23 protein-coding genes are annotated in these 23,966 nt (G+C 71.9%); 14 read left to right on the plus strand and 9 right to left on the minus strand.

Annotation, left to right across the window (positions count from 1 at the left end; all coding sequences use genetic code 11):
- Window positions 1–22: 22 nt before the first annotated feature.
- Genes OOK41_RS14670 through OOK41_RS14700 form a run of 7 tightly spaced genes read right to left on the minus strand, consistent with a single transcriptional unit; the run spans window position 23 to window position 8,493 of the window.
- Window positions 23–1,669 carry a DUF885 domain-containing protein gene (locus tag OOK41_RS14670; RefSeq protein WP_266265392.1) on the minus strand — a complete coding sequence of 549 codons (1,647 nt, stop codon included), beginning with the start codon at window positions 1,667–1,669 and terminating at the stop codon, window positions 23–25.
- Window positions 1,666–2,904 (minus strand): amidohydrolase family protein, encoded by a 1,239-nt coding sequence (locus tag OOK41_RS14675; RefSeq protein WP_266265394.1) that lies wholly within the window; start codon window positions 2,902–2,904, stop codon window positions 1,666–1,668. Before OOK41_RS14675 ends, OOK41_RS14670 begins: the two co-directional genes overlap by 4 nt.
- A 10-nt stretch (window positions 2,905–2,914) precedes the next feature.
- Window positions 2,915–3,898, minus strand: a complete 984-nt coding sequence (locus tag OOK41_RS14680) for an ABC transporter ATP-binding protein (protein ID WP_266265395.1) — start codon at window positions 3,896–3,898, stop codon at window positions 2,915–2,917.
- Window positions 3,895–4,872, minus strand: coding sequence for an ABC transporter ATP-binding protein (locus tag OOK41_RS14685; RefSeq protein ID WP_266265397.1), 978 nt, complete (start codon window positions 4,870–4,872; stop codon window positions 3,895–3,897). Before OOK41_RS14685 ends, OOK41_RS14680 begins: the two co-directional genes overlap by 4 nt.
- Before the next feature lie 2 nt (window positions 4,873–4,874).
- Window positions 4,875–5,792 carry an ABC transporter permease gene (locus OOK41_RS14690; RefSeq protein ID WP_117672179.1) on the minus strand — a complete coding sequence of 306 codons (918 nt, stop codon included), beginning with the start codon at window positions 5,790–5,792 and terminating at the stop codon, window positions 4,875–4,877.
- Entirely contained in the window at window positions 5,789–6,877 is a 1,089-nt protein-coding gene (locus tag OOK41_RS14695) for an ABC transporter permease (RefSeq protein ID WP_266265400.1), read from the minus strand. The genes OOK41_RS14690 and OOK41_RS14695 overlap by 4 nt, the downstream gene beginning before the upstream one ends.
- An 8-nt stretch (window positions 6,878–6,885) precedes the next feature.
- Window positions 6,886–8,493 carry an ABC transporter substrate-binding protein gene (locus tag OOK41_RS14700; RefSeq protein ID WP_117672177.1) on the minus strand — a complete coding sequence of 536 codons (1,608 nt, stop codon included), beginning with the start codon at window positions 8,491–8,493 and terminating at the stop codon, window positions 6,886–6,888.
- Between the two features lie 300 nt (window positions 8,494–8,793).
- Between OOK41_RS14700 and OOK41_RS14705 the strand changes: the two genes are divergently transcribed.
- From OOK41_RS14705 to OOK41_RS14730, 6 genes are all read left to right on the plus strand, one after another.
- Window positions 8,794–9,330 (plus strand): helix-turn-helix domain-containing protein, encoded by a 537-nt coding sequence (locus tag OOK41_RS14705; RefSeq protein WP_117672175.1) that lies wholly within the window; start codon window positions 8,794–8,796, stop codon window positions 9,328–9,330.
- Between the two features lie 73 nt (window positions 9,331–9,403).
- Window positions 9,404–10,324, plus strand: coding sequence for a dihydrodipicolinate synthase family protein (locus tag OOK41_RS14710; RefSeq protein WP_117672173.1), 921 nt, complete (start codon window positions 9,404–9,406; stop codon window positions 10,322–10,324).
- Window positions 10,321–11,508 (plus strand): FAD-binding oxidoreductase, encoded by a 1,188-nt coding sequence (locus OOK41_RS14715; RefSeq protein ID WP_266265403.1) that lies wholly within the window; start codon window positions 10,321–10,323, stop codon window positions 11,506–11,508. Before OOK41_RS14710 ends, OOK41_RS14715 begins: the two co-directional genes overlap by 4 nt.
- A gap of 43 nt (window positions 11,509–11,551) precedes the next feature.
- Entirely contained in the window at window positions 11,552–11,812 is a 261-nt protein-coding gene (locus tag OOK41_RS14720; protein ID WP_266265406.1) for a (2Fe-2S)-binding protein, read from the plus strand.
- A complete protein-coding gene (locus OOK41_RS14725; protein ID WP_266265407.1) occupies window positions 11,809–13,275 on the plus strand; it encodes an NAD(P)/FAD-dependent oxidoreductase in 1,467 nt (488 codons plus the stop codon). Before OOK41_RS14720 ends, OOK41_RS14725 begins: the two co-directional genes overlap by 4 nt.
- A gap of 386 nt (window positions 13,276–13,661) precedes the next feature.
- Window positions 13,662–14,483: a hypothetical protein gene (locus OOK41_RS14730; RefSeq protein WP_266265408.1), complete on the plus strand. Its 822-nt coding sequence runs from the start codon at window positions 13,662–13,664 to the stop codon at window positions 14,481–14,483.
- A 94-nt stretch (window positions 14,484–14,577) separates the two neighbouring features.
- Here OOK41_RS14730 and OOK41_RS32070 read toward each other — a convergent pair whose 3' ends face one another.
- Together OOK41_RS32070 and OOK41_RS14745 are read right to left on the minus strand one after the other, a co-directional pair.
- Complete coding sequence (locus OOK41_RS32070) at window positions 14,578–15,783, minus strand: Mov34/MPN/PAD-1 family protein (RefSeq protein ID WP_353962205.1); 1,206 nt, start codon at window positions 15,781–15,783, stop codon at window positions 14,578–14,580.
- Window positions 15,780–16,127, minus strand: a complete 348-nt coding sequence (locus tag OOK41_RS14745; RefSeq protein WP_266265409.1) for a hypothetical protein — start codon at window positions 16,125–16,127, stop codon at window positions 15,780–15,782. Before OOK41_RS14745 ends, OOK41_RS32070 begins: the two co-directional genes overlap by 4 nt.
- Window positions 16,128–16,346: 219 nt before the next feature.
- Here OOK41_RS14745 and OOK41_RS14750 point away from each other — a divergent pair, with 219 nt between their 5' ends.
- From OOK41_RS14750 to OOK41_RS14785, 8 genes are all read left to right on the plus strand, one after another.
- Window positions 16,347–16,733 (plus strand): hypothetical protein, encoded by a 387-nt coding sequence (locus OOK41_RS14750; RefSeq protein WP_266265410.1) that lies wholly within the window; start codon window positions 16,347–16,349, stop codon window positions 16,731–16,733.
- Between the two features lie 150 nt (window positions 16,734–16,883).
- A complete protein-coding gene (locus OOK41_RS14755; RefSeq protein WP_266265412.1) occupies window positions 16,884–17,837 on the plus strand; it encodes an ABC transporter permease in 954 nt (317 codons plus the stop codon).
- A 38-nt stretch (window positions 17,838–17,875) separates the two neighbouring features.
- A complete protein-coding gene (locus OOK41_RS14760) occupies window positions 17,876–18,667 on the plus strand; it encodes an ABC transporter ATP-binding protein (RefSeq protein WP_207892820.1) in 792 nt (263 codons plus the stop codon).
- Window positions 18,664–19,485, plus strand: a complete 822-nt coding sequence (locus OOK41_RS14765) for an ABC transporter permease (protein ID WP_117670044.1) — start codon at window positions 18,664–18,666, stop codon at window positions 19,483–19,485. Before OOK41_RS14760 ends, OOK41_RS14765 begins: the two co-directional genes overlap by 4 nt.
- Before the next feature lie 32 nt (window positions 19,486–19,517).
- The gene (locus tag OOK41_RS14770; protein WP_266265416.1) at window positions 19,518–20,681 is read left to right on the plus strand and encodes an ABC transporter substrate-binding protein; all 1,164 of its coding nucleotides are present in this window, start codon (window positions 19,518–19,520) and stop codon (window positions 20,679–20,681) included.
- 112 nt (window positions 20,682–20,793) lie between these two features.
- The gene (locus OOK41_RS14775; RefSeq protein WP_165878186.1) at window positions 20,794–21,585 is read left to right on the plus strand and encodes an IclR family transcriptional regulator; all 792 of its coding nucleotides are present in this window, start codon (window positions 20,794–20,796) and stop codon (window positions 21,583–21,585) included.
- A 58-nt stretch (window positions 21,586–21,643) separates the two neighbouring features.
- Window positions 21,644–23,128, plus strand: a complete 1,485-nt coding sequence (locus tag OOK41_RS14780) for an NAD-dependent succinate-semialdehyde dehydrogenase (protein ID WP_266265419.1) — start codon at window positions 21,644–21,646, stop codon at window positions 23,126–23,128.
- Window positions 23,122–23,952, plus strand: coding sequence for a nitrilase family protein (locus OOK41_RS14785; RefSeq protein WP_266265421.1), 831 nt, complete (start codon window positions 23,122–23,124; stop codon window positions 23,950–23,952). The genes OOK41_RS14780 and OOK41_RS14785 overlap by 7 nt, the downstream gene beginning before the upstream one ends.
- Window positions 23,953–23,966 lie beyond the last annotated feature (14 nt).

A 23,966-nucleotide genomic window follows, 5' to 3' on the forward strand; every position in this document is an offset into this window, starting at 1 on the left:
GGGCGGACGGGGGTGTCGGGGATCAGGAGAGCTCGGCGAGGCGGGCGCGCAGCGGGTCGAGCCCCATCGGCCCGAGCCGCAGTGCCCGGTGGTGGAACCGCTTGCGGTCGAACGCGGCGCCCTCGCGCCGTTCGACCTCCCGGCGGGCCTGCTGCCAGAGCCGCGCCCCGGCCTTGAAGGCCAGCGCCTGCGCCGGCCAGCCGAGGTACCGGTCGACCTCGAACCGCGCGGTCGCCGCGTCCAGCCCGGCGACGCGGACGAGGAAGTCCACGGCCAGCTCGGGGGTCCACCGGCGCGCGTCGGTGAAGCCGGTCCCGGCCGGGATCGGCACGTCCAGGTGCAGGCCGAGGTCGATGACCACCCGGGCGGCGCGCCACATCTGCCCGTCGAGCATCCCGAGCCGCTCGGCGGGACCGGCGTAGAGGCCGAGCTCGTCGGCGAGGCGTTCGGCGTAGTGCGCCCAGCCCTCGGCGTACCCGTGGACCTGGCACAGCGACCGCTGCCACGGGTGCAGGTCGGCGGCGGTGAGGGTGATTGCGTGCTGGAGGTGGTGCCCGGGCAGCCCCTCGTGGCAGAGCGTCCCGACGTGCCGCCACACCGGCACCGTCGACTCGCCGGGGGGCGTCGACCACCAGATTCCGCCCGGGCGGGTCAACCCGGCGTCGGGCGGGGTGTAGTACATGACCCCGGAGGCGGCGGGGCTGATTCGGCACACCACCCGGCGGGTGGCGGCCGGGATGTCGAAGTGCGGGCCGTCCAGGGCGTCGGTGAGCCGCTCGGTGCGTTCCCGCAGCCACTCCTCCAGGTCGGGCCCGACCGGCACCCGGCCGGCGGGGTCGGCGTCCAGCCCGGCCCGTGCGCCCGCCACGTCCGGGTACCCGAGCTCGGCGGCGACCGCCCGCTGCTCGGCGGCGGTCCGGGCCAGCTCCTCCCAGCCGTACGCGTACAGCTCGTCCAGGTCGACGGTCGCGCCGAGGAAGCTGCGCGCGGTGACGGCGTACAGGTCGCGACCGACGCCGTCGACGTCGGTGGCCCGTGGCGCCAGCTCGGTGCGCAGGAACGCGGCGAAGTCCGCCGTCGCGGCGGTGGCCGAGCGGGCCCCGGCGGCCAGTTCCCCGGCCAGCGGCCCTTCCGGACCCCCGGCCACCAGCCGGCCGTAGAAGTCGTCGGAGGTGACCCAGGCGGTGCACTGGTCGGCGACGGCCAGCACCTGCCGGCGCGCCACCAGGCGTCCCCGCTGGGCCGACCAGCGCAGCGTCTCGGCGTACTGGCCGAGGGCCGTGGGCACCCGGCGCAGGTGCGCGGCGACGACCGCCCAGTCCTGCGCGGTGTTGCGGGGCAGGTTGTCGAAGACCTGCCGGACCAGGTGCACCGGCGTCGCCAGCGGGGCGAGCAGCCGGGTGGTGAAGCCCGCGTCGTAGAGGTCGACCTCGCTGGCCAGCCGGTCGAGCAGGGCGCCGGCGAGGGCCCGCTGCGACGTGCCGTCGACACCGGCGCCGGCCGCCGCCGTGGCGGTGCCGCGGGCCAGCTCCGCGCGGGCGGCGAAGCCGTCGGGGGAGAGGTCCGCGAAGTGCGAGTCGGGCGTACGACCCGCCGCCTCGGCGGCCTCCGGATCCAGCCCGGCGAGCGCGTCGAGGTACCGGTCGGCGACCTCGGTGATCGTCGTCATCGGGCGACGCCGAGGCGGCCGTGGTCGTCGCGGTACCCGACGCCACCCTTGAGCACCGTGTGCAGGGTGCGCAGCGCGGACACCGAGCGGGTGGGATCGTCGCGCAGGACCAGCAGGTCGGCGTGCTTGCCCACCTCGACGCTGCCGAGCGTGTCGGCCTGGCCCAGCCACTGCGCGGGGCGGATGGTGGCGGACTTCAGGGCGTCGGCGACGGGCATCCCGGCGTCCACCATGAACTCCAGCTCGCGCACGGTCGCGGTCGTCTCGTCGTAGCCGGCGTGTGGCGGCATGTCGCTGCCCAGCGCGATCGGCACCCCGTTGCGGATGGCGTGCTGGAGGCTCTCCCAGTGTCGGGGCCCGGCGGCCAGGGCGCGGTCCATCAGCCAGCCCGGCACGCCGGAGTCGCGGAAGAACTGCTCGCAGCGGCTGACCACGATGGTCGGGACGTACCAGACGTTCCGCTCGGCCATCAGCCGGGTCACCTCGTCGGTCAGCTCGTAGCCGTGCTCGACGCAGTCCAGCCCGAGTTCCACGGCCCGGCGCACCGACTCGGCCGGGCCGGCGTGCGCGGTGACCTTGCGTCCCCAGTCGTGCGCCACCCGGATCACCGCCGCCAGCTCGTCGTCGAGCAGTTGCGGGGTGTCGATCGACTCGAACTGGCCGGCGATCCCGCCGGAGATGCACACCTTGATCAGGTCGGCGCCGGCCCGGATCTGCTGCCGGGTGAGCCGGCGGAAGCCGTCCGCCCCGTCGGCCTCCAGCGCGTCGGCCTCCCAGCCGTGTCCCCCGGTGCAGCACAGGGCGTGCCCGGCGGTGAAGATCCGCGGGCCGTCCACCGCGCCGCGTTCGATCCCCTTGCGCAGGGCGAAGTCGGCGTACCGGCTCTCGCCGACGAGCCGGGCGGTGGTGACGCCGGAGTGCAGGGTCCGGCGCGCCGAGTCGGCCATCAGCAGCACCAACTCGGCGAGGTTCGACCGGTGCACCTCGTCGCCGAGGTGGCCGGGCAGGCCGAGCGACAGGTGGACGTGCATGTTGGTCAGGCCGGGCATGACGTGGTCGCCGTGCAGGTCGACCACCCGGGCGCCGCCCGCCTCGGCGAGGACGTCGTCGACCGGCCCGACCGCGCGGATCGTGCCGTCGGCACCGACCCAGATGCCGCTGTCGCGCTGGACGTCGTCCCGTACGCCGTCGTAGAGCGCGAGGTTGACCAGGACCTGTTCGGTGGGGATGTGCATGCGGTGTCCTCTACGCGGCGGGCACGGTGGTCGGCGCCACCGTGGGGTCGTTGAGCCAGCAGGCGGCGTTGCGGTCGCCGAGATCGAGCGTGGGCGGCTGCTCGCCGCACGGCCCGAAGGCGTGCGGGCAACGCGGCCGGAACCGGCACCCGACCGGCGCCTGCGCCGGGTCGGGCACCTCCCCGGCGAGCGTCCTGGGCAGTTGCGGGTGCGGGCCGATCTGCGGCACCGCGTCGATCAACGCCCGGCTGTACGGGTGCCGGGGCGAGCGCCACAGCTGGCGGGTGGGTGCGGTCTCGACGATCCGGCCCAGGTACATCACGGCCGTGACGTCGGCGATCTCGTGCACCAGGGACAGGTCGTGGGAGATGAACAGCATGCCCATGTCCAGGTCCCGGACCAGCCCGACGAGCAGGTTGACCACCTGCGCCTGCGACGACGCGTCCAGTGCGGTGACCGGCTCGTCCGCGATGATCATCCGGGGTTCCGGCGCCAGCGCCCGGGCGATCGCGAGCCGCTGCCGCTGGCCGCCGGAGAACTGGTGCGGGTACCGCTCCGCGGCCCCGGCCGGCATGCCGACCCGGTCCAGCAGGTCGGCGACCCTCGCCCGGCGGGCGGCGCCGGTCACCGTGTCCGGCACCCCGTCGAGGAGTTGGGTGCCGATGGTGCGCCGGGGGTTCAGCGACGCGTACGGATTCTGGAAGACCATCTGGAGCCCGATCTCCGGCACCGGCCGGCGCCGCCAGCCGAGCGGGGTGACCGGGCGGCCGGCGAACCGGATCGTCCCGGCGCTCGGCGCGGCCAGCCCGACCGCCACCCGGGCCAGCGACGACTTGCCGCAGCCGGACTCGCCGACCAGGCCGACGATCTGGCCGGGCGCCACCTCCAGGCTCACCCCGGCCACGGCCCGGACCGGCCCCCGGCCGCGCGGCCTGTACTCCACCTCGACGTCGCTGATCTCGAGCAGGTTGCCTGACCCGACCGGCTCGTTCATGCCGCCACCTCCAGGTGCGGACGGACCACGCAGGCCACCGACCGGTCGGTGCCGGCCGGGGACAGCGGGGGAGGCGCGGTGCCGCAGGACGGCTCGGCGTACCCGCACCGGGGTTGGAACGGACATCCGGGCGGCGCCTGCCCCGGTGCCGGCGGCCCACCCGGGATGGGACGCAGCGTGCCGACGGCCTGGGTGCCGTGCGGGCGGGCGCCGAGCAGCGCGGCCGTGTACGGGTGGCGCGGCGCGGTGAGCAGCGCTCCGGTGGGGCCGGTCTCCACCACCCGCCCGGCGTAGAAGACGTACCCGCGGGTGGTGAGCGCGCTGAGCACCCCGAGGTCGTGGGTGATGAAGGCGACGGCCAACCCGGTCTCGGCGCGCAACTGGTCCAGCAGCGCGAGGATGCCGGCCTGCACCGTCACGTCGAGCGCGGTGGTCGGCTCGTCGGCGATCAGCAGCCGGGGGCGGGCGGCGAGGGCGATCGCGATGGCCGCCCGCTGCCGCATGCCGCCGGAGAACTGGTGTGGGTATGCCCGCACCGCCCGCTGCGGGTCGGGGATGCGGACCTGGTCGAGCAGTTCCACCGCCCGCCGGTCCGCCGCCCGCCGGTCCAGGCCCAGGTGGACCCGCATGTGTTCGGTCAGTTGCCGGCCCACCGTGAGCATCGGGTGCAGCGCCGCGGTGGGGTCCTGGAAGACCATCGCGATTCCGGCGCCGCGCACCTTCTGCCAGCGCCTGGTGTCCAGGCTGAGCAGTTCGGTCCCGGCGAACCGGGCCGACCCGGTGACCTTGGCGCCGGCGGGCAGCAGCCCGAGCAGGGTCTGCGCGGTGAGGCTCTTGCCGCACCCGCTCTCTCCCGCGATGCCGACCATCTCGCCCTCACCGACGGTGAACGACACGTCGTGCAGGATCGGCAGCGGCCCCGTGGGGCCGGGCAGGGTGACGGCCAGGGAGTCGACCTCGAGCAGGGGTGGCATTGTCAACGTCCCTTCGCGTAGCGGGGGTCGATCCGGTCGCGCAGCGCGTCGCCGAGCACGTTGAAGGCCATCACCACGGTGAGGATGGCCAGGCCGGGGAACACGCTGACCCACCACATGGAGAGGTCCTGCGAGCCGAGCGCCACCATCGAGCCCCACTCGGCGGCCGGCGGGCGGGGGCCGAGGCCGAGGAAGGACAGCGCGGACAGCAGCAGCACGGCGTTGCCGAGCTCCAGGGTGGCCAGCACGATCGCCGGCCCCACGCTGTTGGGCAGGACGTCGCGGCGCAGCGCGCGGACCGGCCCGATGCCGAGCAGCCGGGCGGCGCTGAGGTAGTCCTCGCCGCGCATGGTCAGCACGGCGCTGCGGATGACCCGGGCGTAGACCGGCCAGGAGACGATGACCAGCGCGAGGACGGCGTTGCGGGTGCTGGGCCCGAACGCGGCGGTCACCGCCATCGCCAGGATGATCTGCGGGAACGCGAAGACCAGGTCCGTCAGGCGCATCAGCGCCTCGTCGACGAACCGTCCCACGTAGCCGGCGACCAGGCCGAGCAGGCCGCCGATCAGCAGGGCGAGGGAGACGATGGCGAGCGCGAGCGGGATCGACAGGCGGGAGCCGTGGATCACCCGGCTGAACACGTCCCGGCCGAGGGAGTCGGTGCCGAACCAGTGCGTGCCCGACGGCGGGGCGTACGCGTCCGGGCTCTGCGCCAACGGGTCGTACGGCGCGACGACCGGGGCGAACAGTGCCATCAGCAGCCACCCGCCGAGGATGACCAGGGCCGCCACGGCGATCGGCTGCCGCCAGATGGGCCGCCCGGTCGAGCGACCGCGCAGCCGGCCCAGCAACCGGCGCCGGGCCAGCGCGTCGGTCGCCTTCGGGTCGGGCGCCACGGGGTCGGGTGCGAGTGTGGTCATGACAGCCGGATCCTCGGGTCGATGAGCCCGTACAGCAGGTCGACCGTGAGGTTGACCAGCGTGTAGACCAGCGCCACGAACAGGCTGACGCCGAGGATCGCGGGCAGGTCCAGCGCCGTCGCGCTGCGGTACGCGTACTGGCCGAGGCCCGGCCAGCCGAAGATGTTCTCCACCAGCACCGTGCCGGAGAGCAGCGAGGCGAAGGCCAGACCGGAGACGGTGATCACCGGGACCAGCCCGGCCCGCAGCAGGTGCCGGCGGAACACCACCCGGGTGGGCAGGCCCTTGGCGTACGCGGCCCGGATGTAGTCCTGCTGGAGCACCTCCAGCATGGACGAGCGGACGAACCGGACCAGCATCGCCACGGTCAGGCTGGTCAGCACGAGCACCGGCAGGACCAGGTGCTGGGCGGCGTCCCAGGCCACGTCCCACTGGCCGGCGAGGGCGGCGTCGACCGTGTACATGCCGGTCACCGTCGGCGGCGGGCTGAAGTCGGTGGAGAGCCGGCCCCCGCTGGGTGCCAGGCCGAGCTGGTAGAAGAAGACGTAGAGCACGACGAGCGACAGCCAGAACGGCGGGGTGGACAGGCCGAGCAGCGCGCCGACCCGGATCAGCTGGTCGGTGATCCGGCCGTTGCGCACGGCGGCGAGCATGCCGATCCCGGTGCCGATCAGCAGCGCCAGCACCATGGTGGGGATGGCCAGTTCCATGGTCGCCGGCACGTACTGGAACAGGTCCTCCGTCACGGTCCGGCCGGTCTGCTGGGAGATGCCGAGGTCGCCCCGGAACAGGTTGCCGAGGTACTGCAGGTACTGCACGTACAGCGGCTGGTCCAGGCCCCACTTCTCACGGAACGCGGCCACCGTGGCGGGGTCGTTGAGTGCCTGGTCGGAGAGGTTGGCGGTGACCGGGTCACCGGGCACCACGGTCACCAGGCCGAACGTCACGATCGTGACGCCCAGCAGCAGCCCGGCCGTGATCGCCACCCGCTTGGCCAGGAACACCAGCAGCGCCCGGCGCGGCCGGGGCCGGGACGCGGTCGTGGTGACCGCGCCCGGCTCGGCGTCGTCGACTGTCGTCGTCATGAGGTGCTCTACTCCCGGCCGACGGCGGCCAGGTCGACCTGCCAGCCCGCAGCGGTGTAGTCGGTGCCGGTCAGGTCGCCGCTGGCTACGACGGTGGAGGAGTTGTTGGCCAGGACGATGTAGGGCGAGGCGGCGTTCATCGCCCGCTGCCACTCCTGCATGGCGGTGGCCCGGGCAGCCAGGTCGAGGGTCTCGGTGACCTTCTTGCCGGCGGCCACGACGGCCGGGTCGGCCCGCTCCACCGTCCAGCCCGAGCGCAGCGCGGTGGCCTGGCCGGGGGACATGTTGTTGATCAGCGAGTCGGCGACCGGGTAGTTCAGGCTCTGCGGGGTGAACCCGAGGGCCATCTTGCCCGTACGCATCTCGTCGAGGAACGTGGTCAGCGGCTGCGGGGTCAGCTCCAGCTTGATGCCGGCCTCGGCGGCGTCGCCCTGCACCTTGGTGGCCACCGTGCCCAGGTCGACCCCCTTGTAGGTGATGGCCGGGTAGTTGAACTTGACCTTGGGGTTGGTCAGCCCCGCCTCGGCGAGCAACGCCTTGGCCTTCGCCACGTCACGCTTCGACTCCTCGCCGGCGGGCAGTGTGCCCGGGTAGGCCGGGGCCACCAGCCCTGCGCCGGGGGCGGCGCCCTTGCCGTACAGCCCGGCGATGCCCTGGTAGTCGATGGAGGCGCGCAGTGCCTGGTTGAACTTCTGGTTCGAGGTCACCGGCGAGACGGCCGGGTCGGCGTTGAGGAAGAGGAAGTAGACGGTGTCCTGCATGGCGGAGGTCTTCAGCGTGTCCGGCAGCCCCTCCAGGAGCTTGCCGGAGATGTCCAGCGCGATCTCCGAGCCGCCGGCCCGCTGCATGGTCAGCTTCTGGGTCTGCACGTCCATGTTGCGCAGCACGACGCGGCCGAACTCGGGCTTGGTGCCCCAGTAGTTGGGGTTGGCCTCCAGCACCACCTGCGCCGACGGGTCGTACGACTTCAGCACGTACGGGCCGCTGCCGATGGAGTTCTTGTCGAGGTACTGCTGCGCGGTGTCGCTCTTCGCGGCGTCGGGGCCGTCCGTCGCGCCGTGCTCCTTGGCAACCTTGGAGTTGACCACCCCGGTCGAGGGCATGGCCAACACCACCGGGATGTTCGGGTCGGCGGTCGCCGAGGTGACCACCACGGTCCGGTCGTCGGTCTTGGCGACCGTGAGGCCGCTGACCATGACCGCCGGGCTGGCCTTGACGTTCTTCAGCCGGTTGAGGGAGAAGACCACGTCGTCGGCGGTCAGCGGGCTGCCGTCGGAGAACTTCACCCCCTCGCGGAGCTTGAAGGTAAAGGTCTTCGCGTCGGCGGAGGCCTCGTACGACTCGGCCAGCGCCGGGACCGGCTTGCCGACGTCCGAGCCCTTGAAGGTCAGCAGGGTGTCGTAGAGGGAGTGCACGGCCGTGAGCCCGGTGGCCTCGTAGATCCGGCCGGGGTCGAGGGTCTTGAGGACGAACGAGGTGTTGACGGTGAGGGTCTTGGCCGAACCGCCGTTACCGTTTCCTCCGCTGCCGCCCGCGCTGCACGCGGTGCTGGAGGCTATGGCCAGCGCAGCCAGAGCGATCGCTCCGACGCGGAGCCGGCGAGGGGACACCGACATGCTGTTCCTACCTTCGAATGGGCCGGCCCGCGCGGGACGGGCTCTTGGGTTGTCGCGCCCGGCGTCACCGGTGACGCTGCGGCCGGGGCCGCCGGTGCCAACCAATGGGCGGCTTGCGGGCCTTCGCCCGTACACCGTCATGAGGTTGGATGTATCCGGACGGGACTCCTGTCCGGTTCGTTCCTCAGCGCGGCTTGTCTAGTTACGCCAAACACGTTCGCATTGTGTTTGACCATGCTAGACAACCGCGTATAGTTACGTCAAACATTTCTAGTCACACTGTTGGAACGAGGAAGACGCATGCTCGGTGACCAGCTCCGCGACCTGCGCCAGCAGCACTCCCTCACGCTGCGCCAGCTCGCGGCTGCGGCCGACGTCTCACCCGCCCTGCTCAGCCAGATCGAGAACGGCGCCACGGACCCCAGCCTGGCCACCCTCCGTAAGCTCGCCAAGGTCTTCGACACCTCCATCGCGGCGCTGTTCTCCGAGCCGGACGCGCCGCTGGTGCACATCAGCCGTCCCGGTTCGCGGACCCGGCTCGCCGCCCCTCCGGGGCAGATCGCCTACGACCGGCTCACCCCGGGGCGGGGCGACCTGGAGGTGCTCGAAGCCGAGCTGGCACCCGGCGACGCCAGCTCCGGCGAGCCGTGGGCCCACCCCTCGACCGAGTGCGCGATCGCCGTCACCGGCGAGATCGTCGCCGAGATCGGTGGCGAGAAGTACGTCCTGAAGACCGGCGAGGCGATCACCTTCGACTCCCGGCTGCCCCACCTCTACCGCAACGCCAGCGACCAGCGCGCCCGGCTCGTCATCGCGGTCACCCCGCCGACCCCCTGACCCACCCCGGCACGTCACCCGGCCCGCGTCGCGCACGTGGGCGGTACGACGCCGCCCGTCGAAAGGACCCGAAATGGACCGTGACAGCGTCGACTGGTTCGGCTACCTCCCGGCCGTCACCACCCCGTTCACCGCCACCGGCGAACTGGACCTCGCCGCCTGGCGCGTCCAACTGGACTGGCTCGCCGCCGAGCGGCTGCACGGGGTGATCGTCGGCGGTACCACGGGCGAGTGGTTCAGCCTCACCGAACAGGAACGCGCCGCGCTGTTCCGGACGGCCGCCGAACGGGTCGGCGACCGCCTCACGGTGCTCGGCGGCTGCAACGCGTACACGCCCGCGGAGGCGATCCGGCACGCCGAGGCCGCCCGGGACGCAGGCCTGCACGGCATCCTGCTCACCCCGCCGCCGTACGTGGTGCCCACCCGGTCGGAGATCGTGGCCTTCTACCGGGCCGTCTCGGAGGCGGTGGACATGCCGCTCTGCGTCTACAACTGGCCCCGCGGCACCGGCGTCGACCTGGACGCCGACCTGCTGTCGGAGCTGAGCGGGCTGGACACCGTGGTGGCGGTCAAGAACTCCACCCCGGACTTCGGCGGATTCGTCCGTAGCCTCGTCGCCCTGCGCCACCGCGTGCGCTACTTCGGCATCCCCACCAACGAGGTCGGCATCGAGTTGATGACCACGATCGGTGGCGACGGGCTGATGGGAGCCGGCGCCGTGCTTGGCGCCGACCACCCCGACTTCTTCCGCGCCCTGCGCGCCGGGGACCTCGACCGGGCCCGGGTCCTCGGCGCCCGCGACCGGGTGATCATGGAGGACTGGTTCGGGCCGGACTACGGCGCCCGGTTCGGCAACGCGCAGGCGATCATGAAGTACGCGCTCACCCTGCGCGGCGTACCGGCCGGGCACGTCCGCGCGCCGCTGCTCCCGCTGACCCCCGCCGAACAGGACCGCGTCCGGGCCACCATGACCCAGCTCGACCTGCTCCCATGACTTCGTACGACACGGCGGTCATCGGCGGCGGTCTGCTCGGCTGCGCGACCGCCTGGCACCTGGCCCGCGCCGGCAACCGGGTCCTGCTCGTCGAGAAGGACCAGGTCAACCGGCACGCCTCCGGGCAGAACGCGGGCAGCCTGCACTTTCAGCTGGAGTTCCGGATGGTCGAGCACGGCGACGACGCGGCCCGCGCGGCGGCCCGTGCGCTCCCGCTGCACCTGGATGCCATGCGGGCCTGGGCCACCGTCGAGGACGAGCTCGGTGAGCGGTGCGGGGTGTCCCGTACCGGCGGGCTGATGCTCGCCGAGACCCCGGCGGAGATCGCCGTGCTGGACCGGAAGGCGGCCCTGGAACGCGAGTACGGTCTCGACGTCGCCGTGCTCTCCGGCCCGGAGCTGCGCCGGTTCGCGCCGTACCTGGCGGACACCGTGCTCGCCGCCGGTCACGTGCCCGGCGAGGGCAAGGCCAACCCCCGACTGGTCACCCCGGCGCTGGCCCGGGCCGCCGGCCGGTACGGCGCCGTGCTGCGCACCGGCTGCCGGGTCACCGGGCTGCACCGGCGCGGCCGGCACTGGGAACTGCGCACCGGGACCGGGCCCGGGGACACCGCCGGGGAGACCCGCCTGGCCGACACGGTGGTGCTCGCCGGCGGGGTCTGGACCGCCGAGCTGGCCGCGATGGCCGACGTCCGGCTGCCGGTCTTCCCGGTCGGGCTGACGATGAGCGCCACCGCCCGCAGCCGGCCGTTCCTGCCGCACCTGATCCAGCACGTCGGCCGGCGGCTGTCGATGAAGCAGACCGAGGACGGCAACGTGCTGATCGGTGGCGGGTGGCCGGCCAAGCTGGTCAGCCGGGCCGGACAGGTCGACCTGGAGACCAACCCGGAGTTGCGGTACGAGTCGCTGGTCGGCAACGCCGACGCCGCCCGGGTGGTCCCGGCGGTGTTCGACCTGCCGGTGATCCGGACGTGGACGGGCATGACCACGCTCACCCCGGACCACCTGCCGCTGCTCGGCGCGGTCCCGCGCCGGCCCGGACTGTTCGTCGCCACCGGCGGCTCGGCCTTCACCCTCGGCCTCACCTACGCCCGGCTCCTCGCCCGCATGGTCGTGACCGGCGAGACCGACCGGTCGATCGAGGACTACTCACCCTCCCGTTTCGGAGCGCTGAACTTTGTCTGAACACCGCCCGTCGAATCCTCCGGACGCGCCGAGGCGCACCCCGATGGACCGACCCGAGCCGGTCACCATCGAGGTGGACGGGCGGACCGTTCCCGCCCACCCGGGCGAGTCGCTGGCCACCGCGCTGCTCGCCGCTGGTGAACGGGCCGTCGGCACCACCCGCGGCGGCGCCCGCCGGGCGCCCTACTGCAACATGGGGATCTGCTTCGAGTGCGTCGTCACGGTGGACGACGTGCCCTGCCAGCGCTCCTGCCTGATCCGGGTACGGGCCGACCTGCGGGTCCGCACGGCGGTGCCCCGGTGAGCGCGCCCGACGTGGTGGTGGTCGGCGCTGGCCCGGCCGGGCTGGCCGCCGCCGCCACCCTCGGCCGGCATGGCGCCGCCGTCACCGTCGTCGACGAGCAGGAGCAGCCGGGCGGGCAGATCTACCGCCAGCCGCCGGCCGGGTTCACCCCGCCGGCCGGATCGTCCCCCGCCGGTCGGGCGCTGCTGGCCGAGGCCACCGCCGCTCCCGGCGTCCGCTGGCTCGCCGACACCACGGTGTGGGGCGTCCTCGGCACCCGGGCCGGCCTCGACGGGTACGCGGGCGACCAGCCCCCGCCGGGCCGCTACCGGGTCGCCACGCACGGTCCGGTCGGTGTTCGCCTGCTCGAACCCCGGGCGGTGCTGCTCACCGCCGGCGCGTACGACCTGCCGGTGCCGTTTCCGGGCTGGACCCTGCCGGGAGTGCTCACCGCGGGCGGGGTGCAGACGTTCGTCAAGGCGCAGGGCCTGCTGCCGGGCGGCCGGTTCGTGCTGGCCGGGGGGCACCCGCTGCTGCTGGTGGTGGCCGCCCAACTGGTCCGGGCCGGCGCCCGGGTGGTCGAGGTCGCGCTGATCCAACGCCGCCGCGACCTGCTGCCCGGACCGGCCGGGCTGGCCGCCGCGGCGGGCGCGGGAGGCAAGATCGCCGAGGGCGTCGGCGCGCTGCGCGTCCTGCGACGGGCGGGCGTGCCGGTCCGGTTCGGCACGGTGGTCCGCCGCGCCGCCGGCGACCCTGACCTGACCACGGTGACCCTCGCCGAGGTCGGCCCCACCGGGCTGCCGGCGCCCGGGACCGACCGGGACGTGCCCTGCGACGTGCTGGCGCTGGGGTACGGCTTCGTCCCCTCCGTCGAGCTGGCCCGGCAGGCCGGTTGCGCGGTGACCTGGGATTCCCCCGCGGGCGGCTGGGTGGTCCGGCACGACGAGTGGCTGCGGACCTCGGTGCCTCAGATCGCGGTGGCCGGCGAGCTGACCGGCGTCGCGGGTGCCGAGCAGGCGGAGGTCGAGGGCCGGCTCGCCGCCCTCGGCGTGCTGCGCGACCTGGGGCTGCTCGACGAGCACCGGGCCGTCACGCTGGCCCGCCCGGTCCGCCGGGAGCTGCGCCGCCGACGACGTTTCATCACGCAGGTGCTCGACCGGTTCGCGCCGGACCGGGCGGCCCTGGGCAGCCTGGTCACCGACGACACCGTGCTCTGCCGGTGCGAGGAGGTGCGGGCCGGCGACGTGCGCCGCGCGCTGCGCGCCAATCCGCACCTCGGCACCGCGAACGCGGTGAAGCTGGTGACCCGCGCCGGGATGGGCCTGTGCCAGGGGCGGTCCTGCCAGCCGGGCCTCTGCCAGCTCATCTCCACGCTGACCGGCCGGGGGCCGGAGCAGGTCGGGGCGTTCACCGCGCAGGCGCCGGTCAAGCCCGTTCCGCTGCGCGCCCTCGCGGTCGGCGACGAACCGCCCGCTGCGGACTGACCGGGGGCGCCGCGCGCCAGCCGTTGACTCCAGGCAAGCTGGGTGAGCTTCGCGAGGGCGCGGGCCAGGCCCGAGTTCCACTGCCACTGCCATCCTCGGCCTGGGATCCGCAACTGGCGTGCCGGCGCGCCCGTGGGATACCTGGTGGACGACGACACGGTGCCGTGGACGGCATTCTCTGCGGGAGCCGCCTGTCGGTGTCGACCTGCCGGGGATCCGCGGAAGTGGCGCTTCGGCCACCACCAGTGCGCTGGCGAGGGCTCGCGGTTCCCCGGTCGGCCCGTGAGATGATGGCGCCCATGGGGAACCAGCAGGACGTCGGCGGGCCCAACCGTCGCAGTGGGTCAGGTGCCGCCGCGGACGGTGCGACGGGTGGCAGTGTCGACGTGCGGCTCGCCCTCGCGCAGGACCCCACAACGCCACAGTTGACCCTCATCGACCTGGCGTCCGACCCGTCGCCCTTGGTCCGTAAGGCGGTCGCGAGCCGCATCGACGCGCCCGCGCAGGCACTGCGGCCGCTGACCCGGGACCATGATCGTCTTGTCCGGGAGGCCGTGGCGAGAAACCCCTCGACCTCGATCGCCAATCTCCTGCGACTCGTCAAGGACGCCGACCGGTGGGTCCGCTGGGCGGTCGCCGGCAACCCGGCCTGCGACGAGTCGGTTCGCCGGGTGATGGCGGAGGCTCCCGACAAGGAGCTTCGCGGTCTCCTCGCGGAGTCGCGCGAACTGGCGCCCGAACTGGCCGCGCGGCTGGTCGACGACGTCTCACCCGAGGTGCGGGAACGACTCGCCACCCACACCCACGACCCCGATGTGATCGCCGCTCTGATGGCCGATCGCACCGTGCGCGTGCGCAAGGGGCTCGCCCGCAACCCGCGGACCACCACCGCCCAGCGCAGCGCACTTGCCCAGGATCCAGTGGTGGACGTCCGCGTCGCGCTGGTGCTCGCGGTCGAGTTGACCGAGGCGGATCTGCGACGCCTGGTTGACGACCGCTCGGTGCAGGTGCGGATGGCGATGGCGACGTCGGACGTGGTCCCGCCGCACATCCGGCAGGCGCTCGGTCGCGATCCCGACGAGATGGTTGCTGGCGCGGCGCGGGACTTCCGGCCCGGGGCGGGCAACTCCTCGGTGGTACAGGCTCCGCGCGTCGGTCACCGGGCCTCCGGGACCGGCCGAGGCCGACCGGGCGGCGCCCGGCGCTGAGGGCAGCGGAGCCGCCGTCATCCGCCCGCGCCAGCAGCGGATGCTGCACGCCGCACCGATCGGGCAGCAGTTGGCTGCCTCCACCCAGGTGAAATCAGATGACGTCGACTGACTCCTCGGTTACGACGCCGTCCCTGATCCGGAATGAGCGGAACTCGACGGCGTCAGGATCGCGGGTCGACACGATGATGTAGTGGGCGTCGGCCAAGGCGAACGCGGTGGTCGTCCGGGCCGGATACGCCTTGGTGGCGGTATGCGAGTAGTAAATCGCCACCGCGTCCTCGTTGTTGTTTTCCATCTCCCGCCAGACGGCCAGCTGCTGTGCCCCATCAAACTCATAGAAGGTTTCGGACGCCGAGGCGTTCCACATGGGGATGAACCGCTCCGCTCTGTCCGACCCCATCGGGCCGGCGACCAGCCCGCATGCAGTCATCGGATGGACCGCGAGACAGTGCGCCACAATGCCGTCGAAGACCACCCGGCGAATCTGCAGTCCGCCCGCGCCTGCCCGGTGCGGTTCGGTCCGCCTCTGCTGGGCTTGCCTCGTTTCGGCCCGGTGCTGCCATCCGTTGCGGGTGAGAGCCAGCTGGTCGATCGTGCCGGTTCCCCGCTGGCCTGGGACCGGCAGACCCCTGGCGACCATGCTGGCATACAGGTGCCGATAGATCTCGCTAAACGTGAGCAGGTTCGGGCCGTCGGGCACACCGCCGACGAGCAGACGGAGCAGCTCACCGGTGAACGCCGTATATCTGGCACCAGCAGGGGCGAGAGCCGGGGCATTGCGCTCGGTGGCGGTGAGGATGTAGGTGCCTTCGATGCCGACCTGGCCGAGCACCGCAGCTGTCGTGCCGCCCGCCATGTCCTGCACGGCCAGCCCAGAGAAACAGGTGTCCAGCACGACGATCCGGTTCCGAGCCGGGCTCTCCTTGACCAGTTGGCGGACCACGTCATATGCGATGGCGCTGACCGGCAACTCGTCCGGATGCGTCTCGGCCAAGCTCAGGTACAGCTCGTTGCGGTCGCCGGTGAAGCCGTGGCCGGCGAAGTAGAACAGCAGAGTGTCCTCGGCGGAAGTAGCGTACTTCTTCAGCTGCCGGAACACCGTTCGCGCGTCGCGCGGGTTGCGAATGACGATGCAGCGTTCTGGGGGCAGTGCAGTCCCGTCGGAGTCGGTGAGGACCGCCCGTAACGTGGCGAGATTGTTCTCGACGGCGGGCAGGTCCAAGACGGCGTCCGCATCGTAGGACCAGACACCGACCAGGATGGCATAGGAGCGAGCCGGATCCGGGAGGCGGATCACTGTTGCTCGGTGGTCGCGTCGAGCACCTCTCGGATGACCGCCTCGGGATCCTTGGTGCGCTTCGTGGAGACATGTGTCTTGCGGCCGCCCGGGCCGGTAATCGTGATGGTCACATCGGAGCGCCGCTGCATGAGCCAGATGGACAGCGTCTTAGCCAGGGCGGCCCACACCGCACCGGCGCCGATGACGGCGCTGACCACGTATTCGATCTCACCGCCCATCTCGCCGGCTCTCGGGACGGTGTCCCGCCGGACCAGCCCCCGCAGGTCGCGGTCGCCACTGAGCCAGTCCCACAGCGCGACTCGGTCGGTATCCGAGCCGACGATCACGATGCGTGCCTCCACAGTCTCCCCTTCGTGACGCAGATTCCAGTCAGCCACTGTAGCCAGCGGGCGGCACATCCCAGCGCCATCCATTCAGGTGGCAAGTGTGCATCATGGTGACTGTGCCTGGCGTCACTCGCTCGAACGTCCTCATCTGCGGCGGCAAGTGCGCCCTGGGCTGTCCGACCGGACGGATCTGATGCTGGGTCCCGCGTCCGAGTGCTGCAAACGATCGGAGGCGTGAGCACTTTCCGCCTCTGGCGGCAGACCAACCGGTCCGCCCGGTTTGCGCAGGTCGGCGTCGAGGTGGCTGCCGCAGATCAGGTTGAGGTGACCGCGCGGGCAGGTCCGGGTGGCCCGGCACGCCACCCGGACCTGCTGGCCAGGTTCGTCGGCGCCCGGCTCACCGACGGCGCCGTGATCGTCGGCCACCACGCCGACACGGGCTGCTGCGGCTCGTACTGCGCTCCGACCGCGACGACCCGACCATCGGCACACTCGGCGACGAATGGGTCCTGGCCGCCGGAGCACCGGGTCGTGGCGGCGCTTCCGGTTGGCGGTGGAGTCGGCTGTCTTGACCTGGATCGGGGTATCCGCAGGTGGGTCGCGTCGGCGACCGTCTCCTAGATCGTGATTCAGGTCGTGGGCAACCGTTGACGTGGCCTCGGTCACGCTCCTATGGTGAACCACCAGTTCACTCAGTGATCCGATGCGCCGGGGTTCGGCCGACGGATCTCACGCCAGACGACGCTTCCGAGGGATTCGGAGAGTGCCTGCATGACCGCGACAAGAACCGCCACCACCTCGGTGGCCGCCGAGGGCGGACCGGCCGGGCAGGCGGACCGGGCAACACCGCGCCGATCCGAGCGCCTGTCCGCCACGAGGAAACGTGTGCACAACGCCGCCGGGGCCGCACTGGTCGTGGCGGTGCTCGCCGGCCTGTGGGAGGGCTACAAGGCGCTGGGCCGCGCCGTCGACGATGTCGTGCCCGGCACCAAGATCGCCTTCCCGGTCGCCACCGACGATCTCTCGATGCCGCACGTCTGGTCGATCCTCGGCGCCCTGGTCGAGCCGGCCCGGCGGGGCGACCCGATGGTGCTGGGCAGCTATCTCCTCGGCGAGACCGGCGTGACGCTCCGCGAGGCGTTCTACGGTCTGGTGGCGGGCTCGTCGCTCGGCCTGCTGCTGGCGGTCCTCTTCCTTCACGTGGTGCCGCTCAGCAAGGGGTTGATGCCCTGGCTGGTGGCGTCGCAGACGGTTCCCCTGGTGGCGATCGCGCCGATGATCGTGATCTGGGGTGGGAAGGCCGGCGCACCACCCTGGGTGGCGGTGACCGGTATCGCCGCCTACCTCGCGTTCTTCCCGGTCACCATCAACACCCTGCGGGGCCTGAAGTCACCGCCGAAGGTCCAACTGGAGTTCATGCGCAGCGTGGGCGCGGGCCGCTGGCAGGTCCTGGGGTGGCTGCGGATCCCGGCGGCGCTGCCCTTCGTGTTCGCCGGGCTCCGGCTCGCGGCCACCGCGAGCGTGGTGGGCGCGATCGTGGGCGAGCTGTCCGCGGGCACCGGCCGGGGCATCGGCCGGGCGATCCTCACCTTCGCCTACTACTACTCCAACGGGCCGGAGAAGTTGTACGCGGCCGTCCTGGTCGCGGCGGCGGCCGGCATCGTCTTCGTGCAGTCCCTGGCACTCATCGAGCGCGTGGCGCTCCGGCACCGGCACACCCGGTGAACATCCCTTCCGTCTCAACAACACCTGGAGAGATGCTGATGTCTGAGGCCGCGATCATTTCCGTGCGAGGCGTCACCAAGCAGTTCACCGGCGGGAACCGTACGGTGACCGCGCTCGAGGACATCGACCTGTCGATCAGGCGGGGCGAGTTCGTTTCCCTGTTGGGCCCGAGTGGCTGCGGCAAGAGCACCCTGTTGCGGATCTTGGCGGACCTGACCGAGCCGACCGACGGCACGGTGTCACTGAACGGCAAGACGCCGGGCGCGGCCCGGACGGACCGGGACTACGGCATGGTCTTCCAGCAGGCCGGCCTCTTCGAGTGGCGTACCGTGCAGCGCAACGTCGAGCTGCCGTTGCAGGTGGCCGGGGTGGACAAGCAGACCCGGCGGGCCAAGGCCCACGAGATGCTGGACCTGGTCCGGCTCTCCGACTTCGCCCGGCACTTTCCCTGGCAGCTCTCCGGTGGCATGCAGCAGCGGGTGGCGATCGCCCGCGCGCTGTCGGCGGACCCGGAGATCCTTTTCATGGACGAGCCGCTGGGTGCGCTCGACGAGATGAACCGCGAGCGGTTGCAGGGCGAGCTGCTGCGGATCTGGTCGGATACCCGGACCACCGTCGTCTTCGTCACCCACAGCATCTCCGAGGCGGTGTTCCTGTCGTCGCGGATCGTCGTGATGTCCGCGCGTCCCGGACGCATCGCCGCCAGCATCGACGTCGACCTGCCGTACCCGCGCACGGCGGCGACCCGGACCACCGACGCGTTCTTCGCCAAGGTCACCGAGGTGCGTACGGTGCTGCACGGCGTCCCGGCCGAGCAGGCGGCGCGATGAGTACGACGCAGCTCGCGCGGGGCACCTCGCCCGGTGCCGGAGTCCGGACGGCGGTGGGCCGGTTCCTCCCGGTCGTCCTCACCGCGCTGGTGATCCTCGGCTCGTGGCAGCTTGTGGTGACCGTCTTCGACGTTCCGTCGTTCATCGTGCCGGCACCGACCGGCATCTCGTCGGCGTTTCGGGCCGAGTTCGGCACGATCATGTCGGCGTCGGTGGTCACCGTGCAGGAGGTGCTCCTCGGCCTGGTCCTCGGCGCGGTGGCGGGGGTCGCGGTGGCGTTGGCGCTCAGCCGGTTCCCGGGCGTGTCCGGTCCGGTGCTGACCGCGGCCGTGGTCATCAACTGTGCCCCGATCGTGGCCCTCGCGCCGATCTTCAACAACTGGTTCGGGGTCACCAACCTGATGTCCAAGGCAGGCGTGGCCGCGGTGATGGTCTTCTTCCCGGTCCTGGTCAACACCACCAGGGGACTTCTCCAGGTCTCATCCCTACACCTGGAGATCATGCAATCGCTCGCGGCGCAACCTCGACAGGTGGCGCTCATGCTGCGGTTGCCCAACGCGTTGCCGTACCTGTTCAACGCGCTCAAGCTCGGCAGCACGCTCGCCGTGATCGGCGTGATCGTGACCGAGTACTTCGGTGGACCGAGCAACGCGCTCGGGGTGTACATCGCCTATCAGGCGGCCCTGCCCCGCTTCGAGTTCGCCTGGGCGGGGATCGCCGTGGCCAGCGCGCTCGGCCTGCTGCTGTTCGGTGTCACGTCTCTGTTGGAACGCCTCCTGATGCCCTGGCACGAGTCCCTGCACGACAGCGACTCGTGAGCCACGGGCCACCACGATCTTTTGGAGTCAGAATGGCCCTGCAACTATGGCGGACCTCGCGGAGGAGCCGCCCCACCACAATCGCCGCCGCCCTCACCGCCGCCCTGCTCGCCACCTCGGCCTGCGGTGGCATGTCCGACACCCCGAGCGAGTCCGCAGCCGAGGCTGCCAAGAACTGCGAGTCGACGACCAAGGTCCGGGTGGTGCTCCAGTGGGTCGCCCAGGCCCAGTTCGCCGGCTACTACGCGGCCAGGGAGAAGGGTTACTACGCCGAGGAGTGTCTCGACGTCACGATCCAGGAGGGTGGCGTCAACATCGTCCCCCAGCAGGTGCTCTCCGCCGGCAACGCCGAGTTCGCGGTCAGCCACGTCACCAAGACGATGGTGACCCGAGCGCAGGGCGCGAACCTGGTGAACATCGGCCAGGTGTTCCAGCGGGGCGCGTACCTCCAGGTCGCCTGGGCCGACTCCGGCATCAAGTCGCTGACCGACCTGAAGGGCAAGAAGGTCGGGAGCTGGGGGTACGGCAACGAACTCGTGCTGTTCGCGGCGATGAAGGACGCCGGCGTCGACCCGAAACGCGACGCCGAGATCATCCAGCAACCCTTCGACATGTCGCTGCTGCTCCGTCGGGAGATCGACGCCGCCCAGGCCAAGACCTACAACGAGTACGCCCAGCTGCTGGAGACCAAGAACCCGGCGACCGGGAAGCTCTACCAGCCGTCGGACTTCTCGGCGATCAGCCTCCAGGACGCCGGCTACACCAGCCTGGAGGACGGCATCTACGCCCGTGGTGACTGGCTGGGGGAGCAGGCCAACCAGGACACGGCGGTGAAGTTCCTGAAGGCGACCTACCGCGGCTGGGGTTTCTGCCGCGACGACCTGGCCGGCTGCGTCGACATCGTGCTCGACAACGGCAGCGCGCTGGGGCAGGGGCACCAGACCTGGATGCTCAACGAGATCAACAAGCTGATCTGGCCGGCCAGCAACGGCGTGGGAATGATGGACCAGGCGGCCTGGGACCAGACGATCAAGATCGCGATCGGTGGTGGCGTCCTCAAAACCGCGCCGGACAAGGACGCTTTCCGGACCGATCTGTCGCAGCGCGCGAACGACGGACTCAAGGCCGACGGCTTCGACGTCAACGGCAACTCCTACAAACCGCAGACCGTGACGATCACCGAAGGCGGGAAGTAGGCGAGCGGCGTGTGCCGGGCGGCGCCCGCCGTTCGGCACCCGCCCGCAGCCAGTGACGTCTGCCAAGATGTGGGCCGTATCTCACGGCCGATGGCGATTGATGGAGGTAGCGATGGCGCCCAGTGAGGCGGGGCTGGTGCGACGCACGATCTGGCTCCTGCGGGCCGTGGCGGCGCACCCCGAAGGGGTCGGACTCAGCGAGGTGGCCCGGGAGGCGGGCATCCCCAAGGCCACCTGCTACCGAGTGCTCAGCGTGCTGGAGCGGGAGAGCTGGCTCACCCTCGATCCGGTGACCCGTCGCTACCGGGTGTCGCTCGGACTGCTCTCCATCGTGGGCGGCCTGCTCGACGGTGGTGGCGCCTACGGCCACATGCGGGAGGTGCTGCGGAACCTGGCCGAGGAGACCAGGGAGACCGCGGGCTTCGACGTGCTGTTGCCGCCGAAGGTGATGGTCGTCGCCCAGGTGCCGGGGCCGTCGCTGATCGGGCAGACGCTCAAGCCGGTACCCCGTACCCAGCCGGTGTGGGCGACCTCCACCGGGAAGGTGCTGCTGGCGGCGCTGAGCTCGGAATCGGTGCGGGCCGACTTCACCGAGGAGTTCGCCGAGCACGCCCCGCCGGAGGTGGGGGACCTGGAGTCCTTCATGGGCTCGCTGGAGGAGGTGCGGAACCGGGGGTTCGCCTTCGCGTACGACGAGTTGGAGGTCGGTGCGGCGTCGGTCGCCGCACCGGTGCGGCTGCGCGCGAACACGCCGTACGCGGTGTGGATCGGCGGGCCCACCTACCGGATCACCCGCGACCGCATCGACACCATGGCGGAGTCGGTGATCAAGGCTGCCCGACAGCTCACCGACCTGCTGAGCAATGCTGACATCGATATTCCGAGTGCCTTCGCCAGACACTAGGGCACTCACGGACCGTACCGGCTCGCCCATGGCGACGCCTGCGGTGAAGGAGGTAGCAATGGCCGTACCCGCCGAGGCGTTGGCGGCGGCGATGACCGTGGTCGACAAGACTCCCAAGGGCCTGTACGTCGACGGTGAGTGGCGCGCGGGCCGGGACGGTGTCGTCCTCGCCGTGGAGGACCCGGCCACGGGGGCGACGATCGCCGAGGTGGCGGACGCCTCGATCGCCGACGGGCTGGACGCCCTGGCCGCCGCCACCCGGGCCCAGTCCGGCTGGGCTGCCACCCCGCCCCGGGAACGGGGGGAGGTGCTGCGTCGCGCGTTCGACCTGATCATCGAGCGCCGGGACGATCTGGCCCGGATGATGACCCTGGAGATGGGCAAGGCGTTCGCCGAGTCGCAGGCCGAGGTCAGCTACGCCGCGGAGTTTCTCCGCTGGTTCGCCGAGGAGGCCGTCCGGATCGACGGCGGCTATCTCACCGCACCGGCCGGAAACTCCCGTGTCGTGGTCATGCGGCAGCCGGTCGGACCCTGCCTGCTGGTGACCCCGTGGAACTTCCCGATGGCGATGGGCACCCGCAAGATCGGTCCCGCCCTGGCGGCCGGCTGCACCGTCGTGGTCAAGCCGGCCAAGCAGACTCCACTGTCGATGCTGGCGCTGGTCGAGATCCTGGAGCAGGCCGGTCTGCCGCGTGGCGTGGTCAACGTGCTCACCACCTCGCAGGCCGGCCGGGTCACCTCGGCTCTGCTCACCGACGAGCGGCTGCGCAAGCTGTCGTTCACCGGTTCGACCGCGGTCGGCCGGACCCTGCTCGCCCAGTCCGCCGAGCGGGTGCTGCGTACGTCGATGGAGCTGGGCGGGAACGCGCCGTTCATCGTCTTCGACGACGCCGACCTCGACTTGGCGGTCGAGGGGGCCGTCCAGGCGAAGATGCGCAACGTCGGTGAGGCGTGCACCGCCGCGAACCGTTTCTACGTGCAGCGGTCGGTGGCGCCGCGGTTCGTCGAAGCGCTGGCCGAGCGCCTCGGTGGGCTGCGCGTCGGGCACGGGCTGGACCCGTCGACCGACGTGGGGCCGCTCATCGACCGGGCCGCGGTGGCGTCGGTCGCCGAGTTGGTCGCCGACGCGACGCAGGCGGGCGCGGGGGTCGTCACCGGCGGCGGGCCGATCGCGGGGGAGGGCCACTTCTTCGCGCCGACCGTGCTGTCCGGGGTGCCCGACGGCGCCCGGTGCGTCCGGGAGGAGATCTTCGGCCCGGTCGCCCCGGTCGTGGCCTTCGACGACGAGGACGAGGCGCTCGGCATGGCCAACGCCTCGGAGTACGGCCTGGCCGCCTACGTCTTCACCGAGAACTTCGGCCGTGGCCTGCGGGTGACCGAGCGGCTGGAGAGCGGGATGGTGGGGCTCAACCAGGGCGTCATCTCCAACCCGGCGGCGCCCTTCGGCGGTGTCAAGCAGTCCGGTCTCGGGCGCGAAGGCGGGAAGGTCGGCATCGACGAGTACCTGAACATCAAGTACGCGGCGCTGCGGGCGTCGTGGTGACCGGGTTCCTGCTCGCCGGGGTCCAACTGGAGCCGGTCTTCGGCGACATCCCGGCGAACATCGCCAGGACGTCGTTCTGGATCCGGGAGGCGGCGGACCGCGGGGCCCGACTCGTGGTGCTGCCCGAGGCGGCCTCGGCGGGGTACGTCTTCGCCGATCGGACGGAAGCCGCGCGGCACGCGCAGCCGGTGCCCGACGGTCCCACGGTCGCCGCCTGGGCGCGGCTCGCCGCCGAGCTGGACGTGTGGATCGTGGGTGGGGTGACCGAGCGGGACGGGGACCGGGTCTACAACGCGGCGGTGCTGCTCGGCCCCACCGGCCACGTCGGAACCTTCCGCAAGGCCCATCTGTGGAACGACGAGAAGGAGATCTACGACCGCAACAGTGACGGCTTCCCGGTCTTCGACACGCCGCTGGGTCGGATCGGGATCGGGATCTGCTACGACGCGTGGTTCCCGGAGACGTTCCGCAGCGCGGCGTTGCAGGGCGCCGACCTGGTGGTGTTGCCCTCGAACTGGGTGCCGGTGCCCGGGCAGCCCGAGGCCGTCCCGGCGATGGCGAACCTCATGTGCATGACCGGGGCGCACTCCAACCAGTGCTACGTCGCCGGGGTCAGCCGGATCGGAGTCGAGCGGGGGCAGGCGTTCGTCGGCCGGTCCGTCCTCGTCGGACCCGACGGTTGGCCGATCGCCGGCCCGGCGAGCCCGGACCGGGAGGAACTCGTGCTGGCCGAGGTGGACCTGATCGGCTCGCGGGCCGAACGGTTGCACAATCCGTTCAACCAGCCGTTGGCCGATCGGCGGACCGACCTCTACGGGCGATGAGCTGAACCGGTCCC

The organism is Micromonospora sp. NBC_01655 (assembly GCF_026339755.1).
Lineage (GTDB): Bacteria > Actinomycetota > Actinomycetes > Mycobacteriales > Micromonosporaceae > Micromonospora.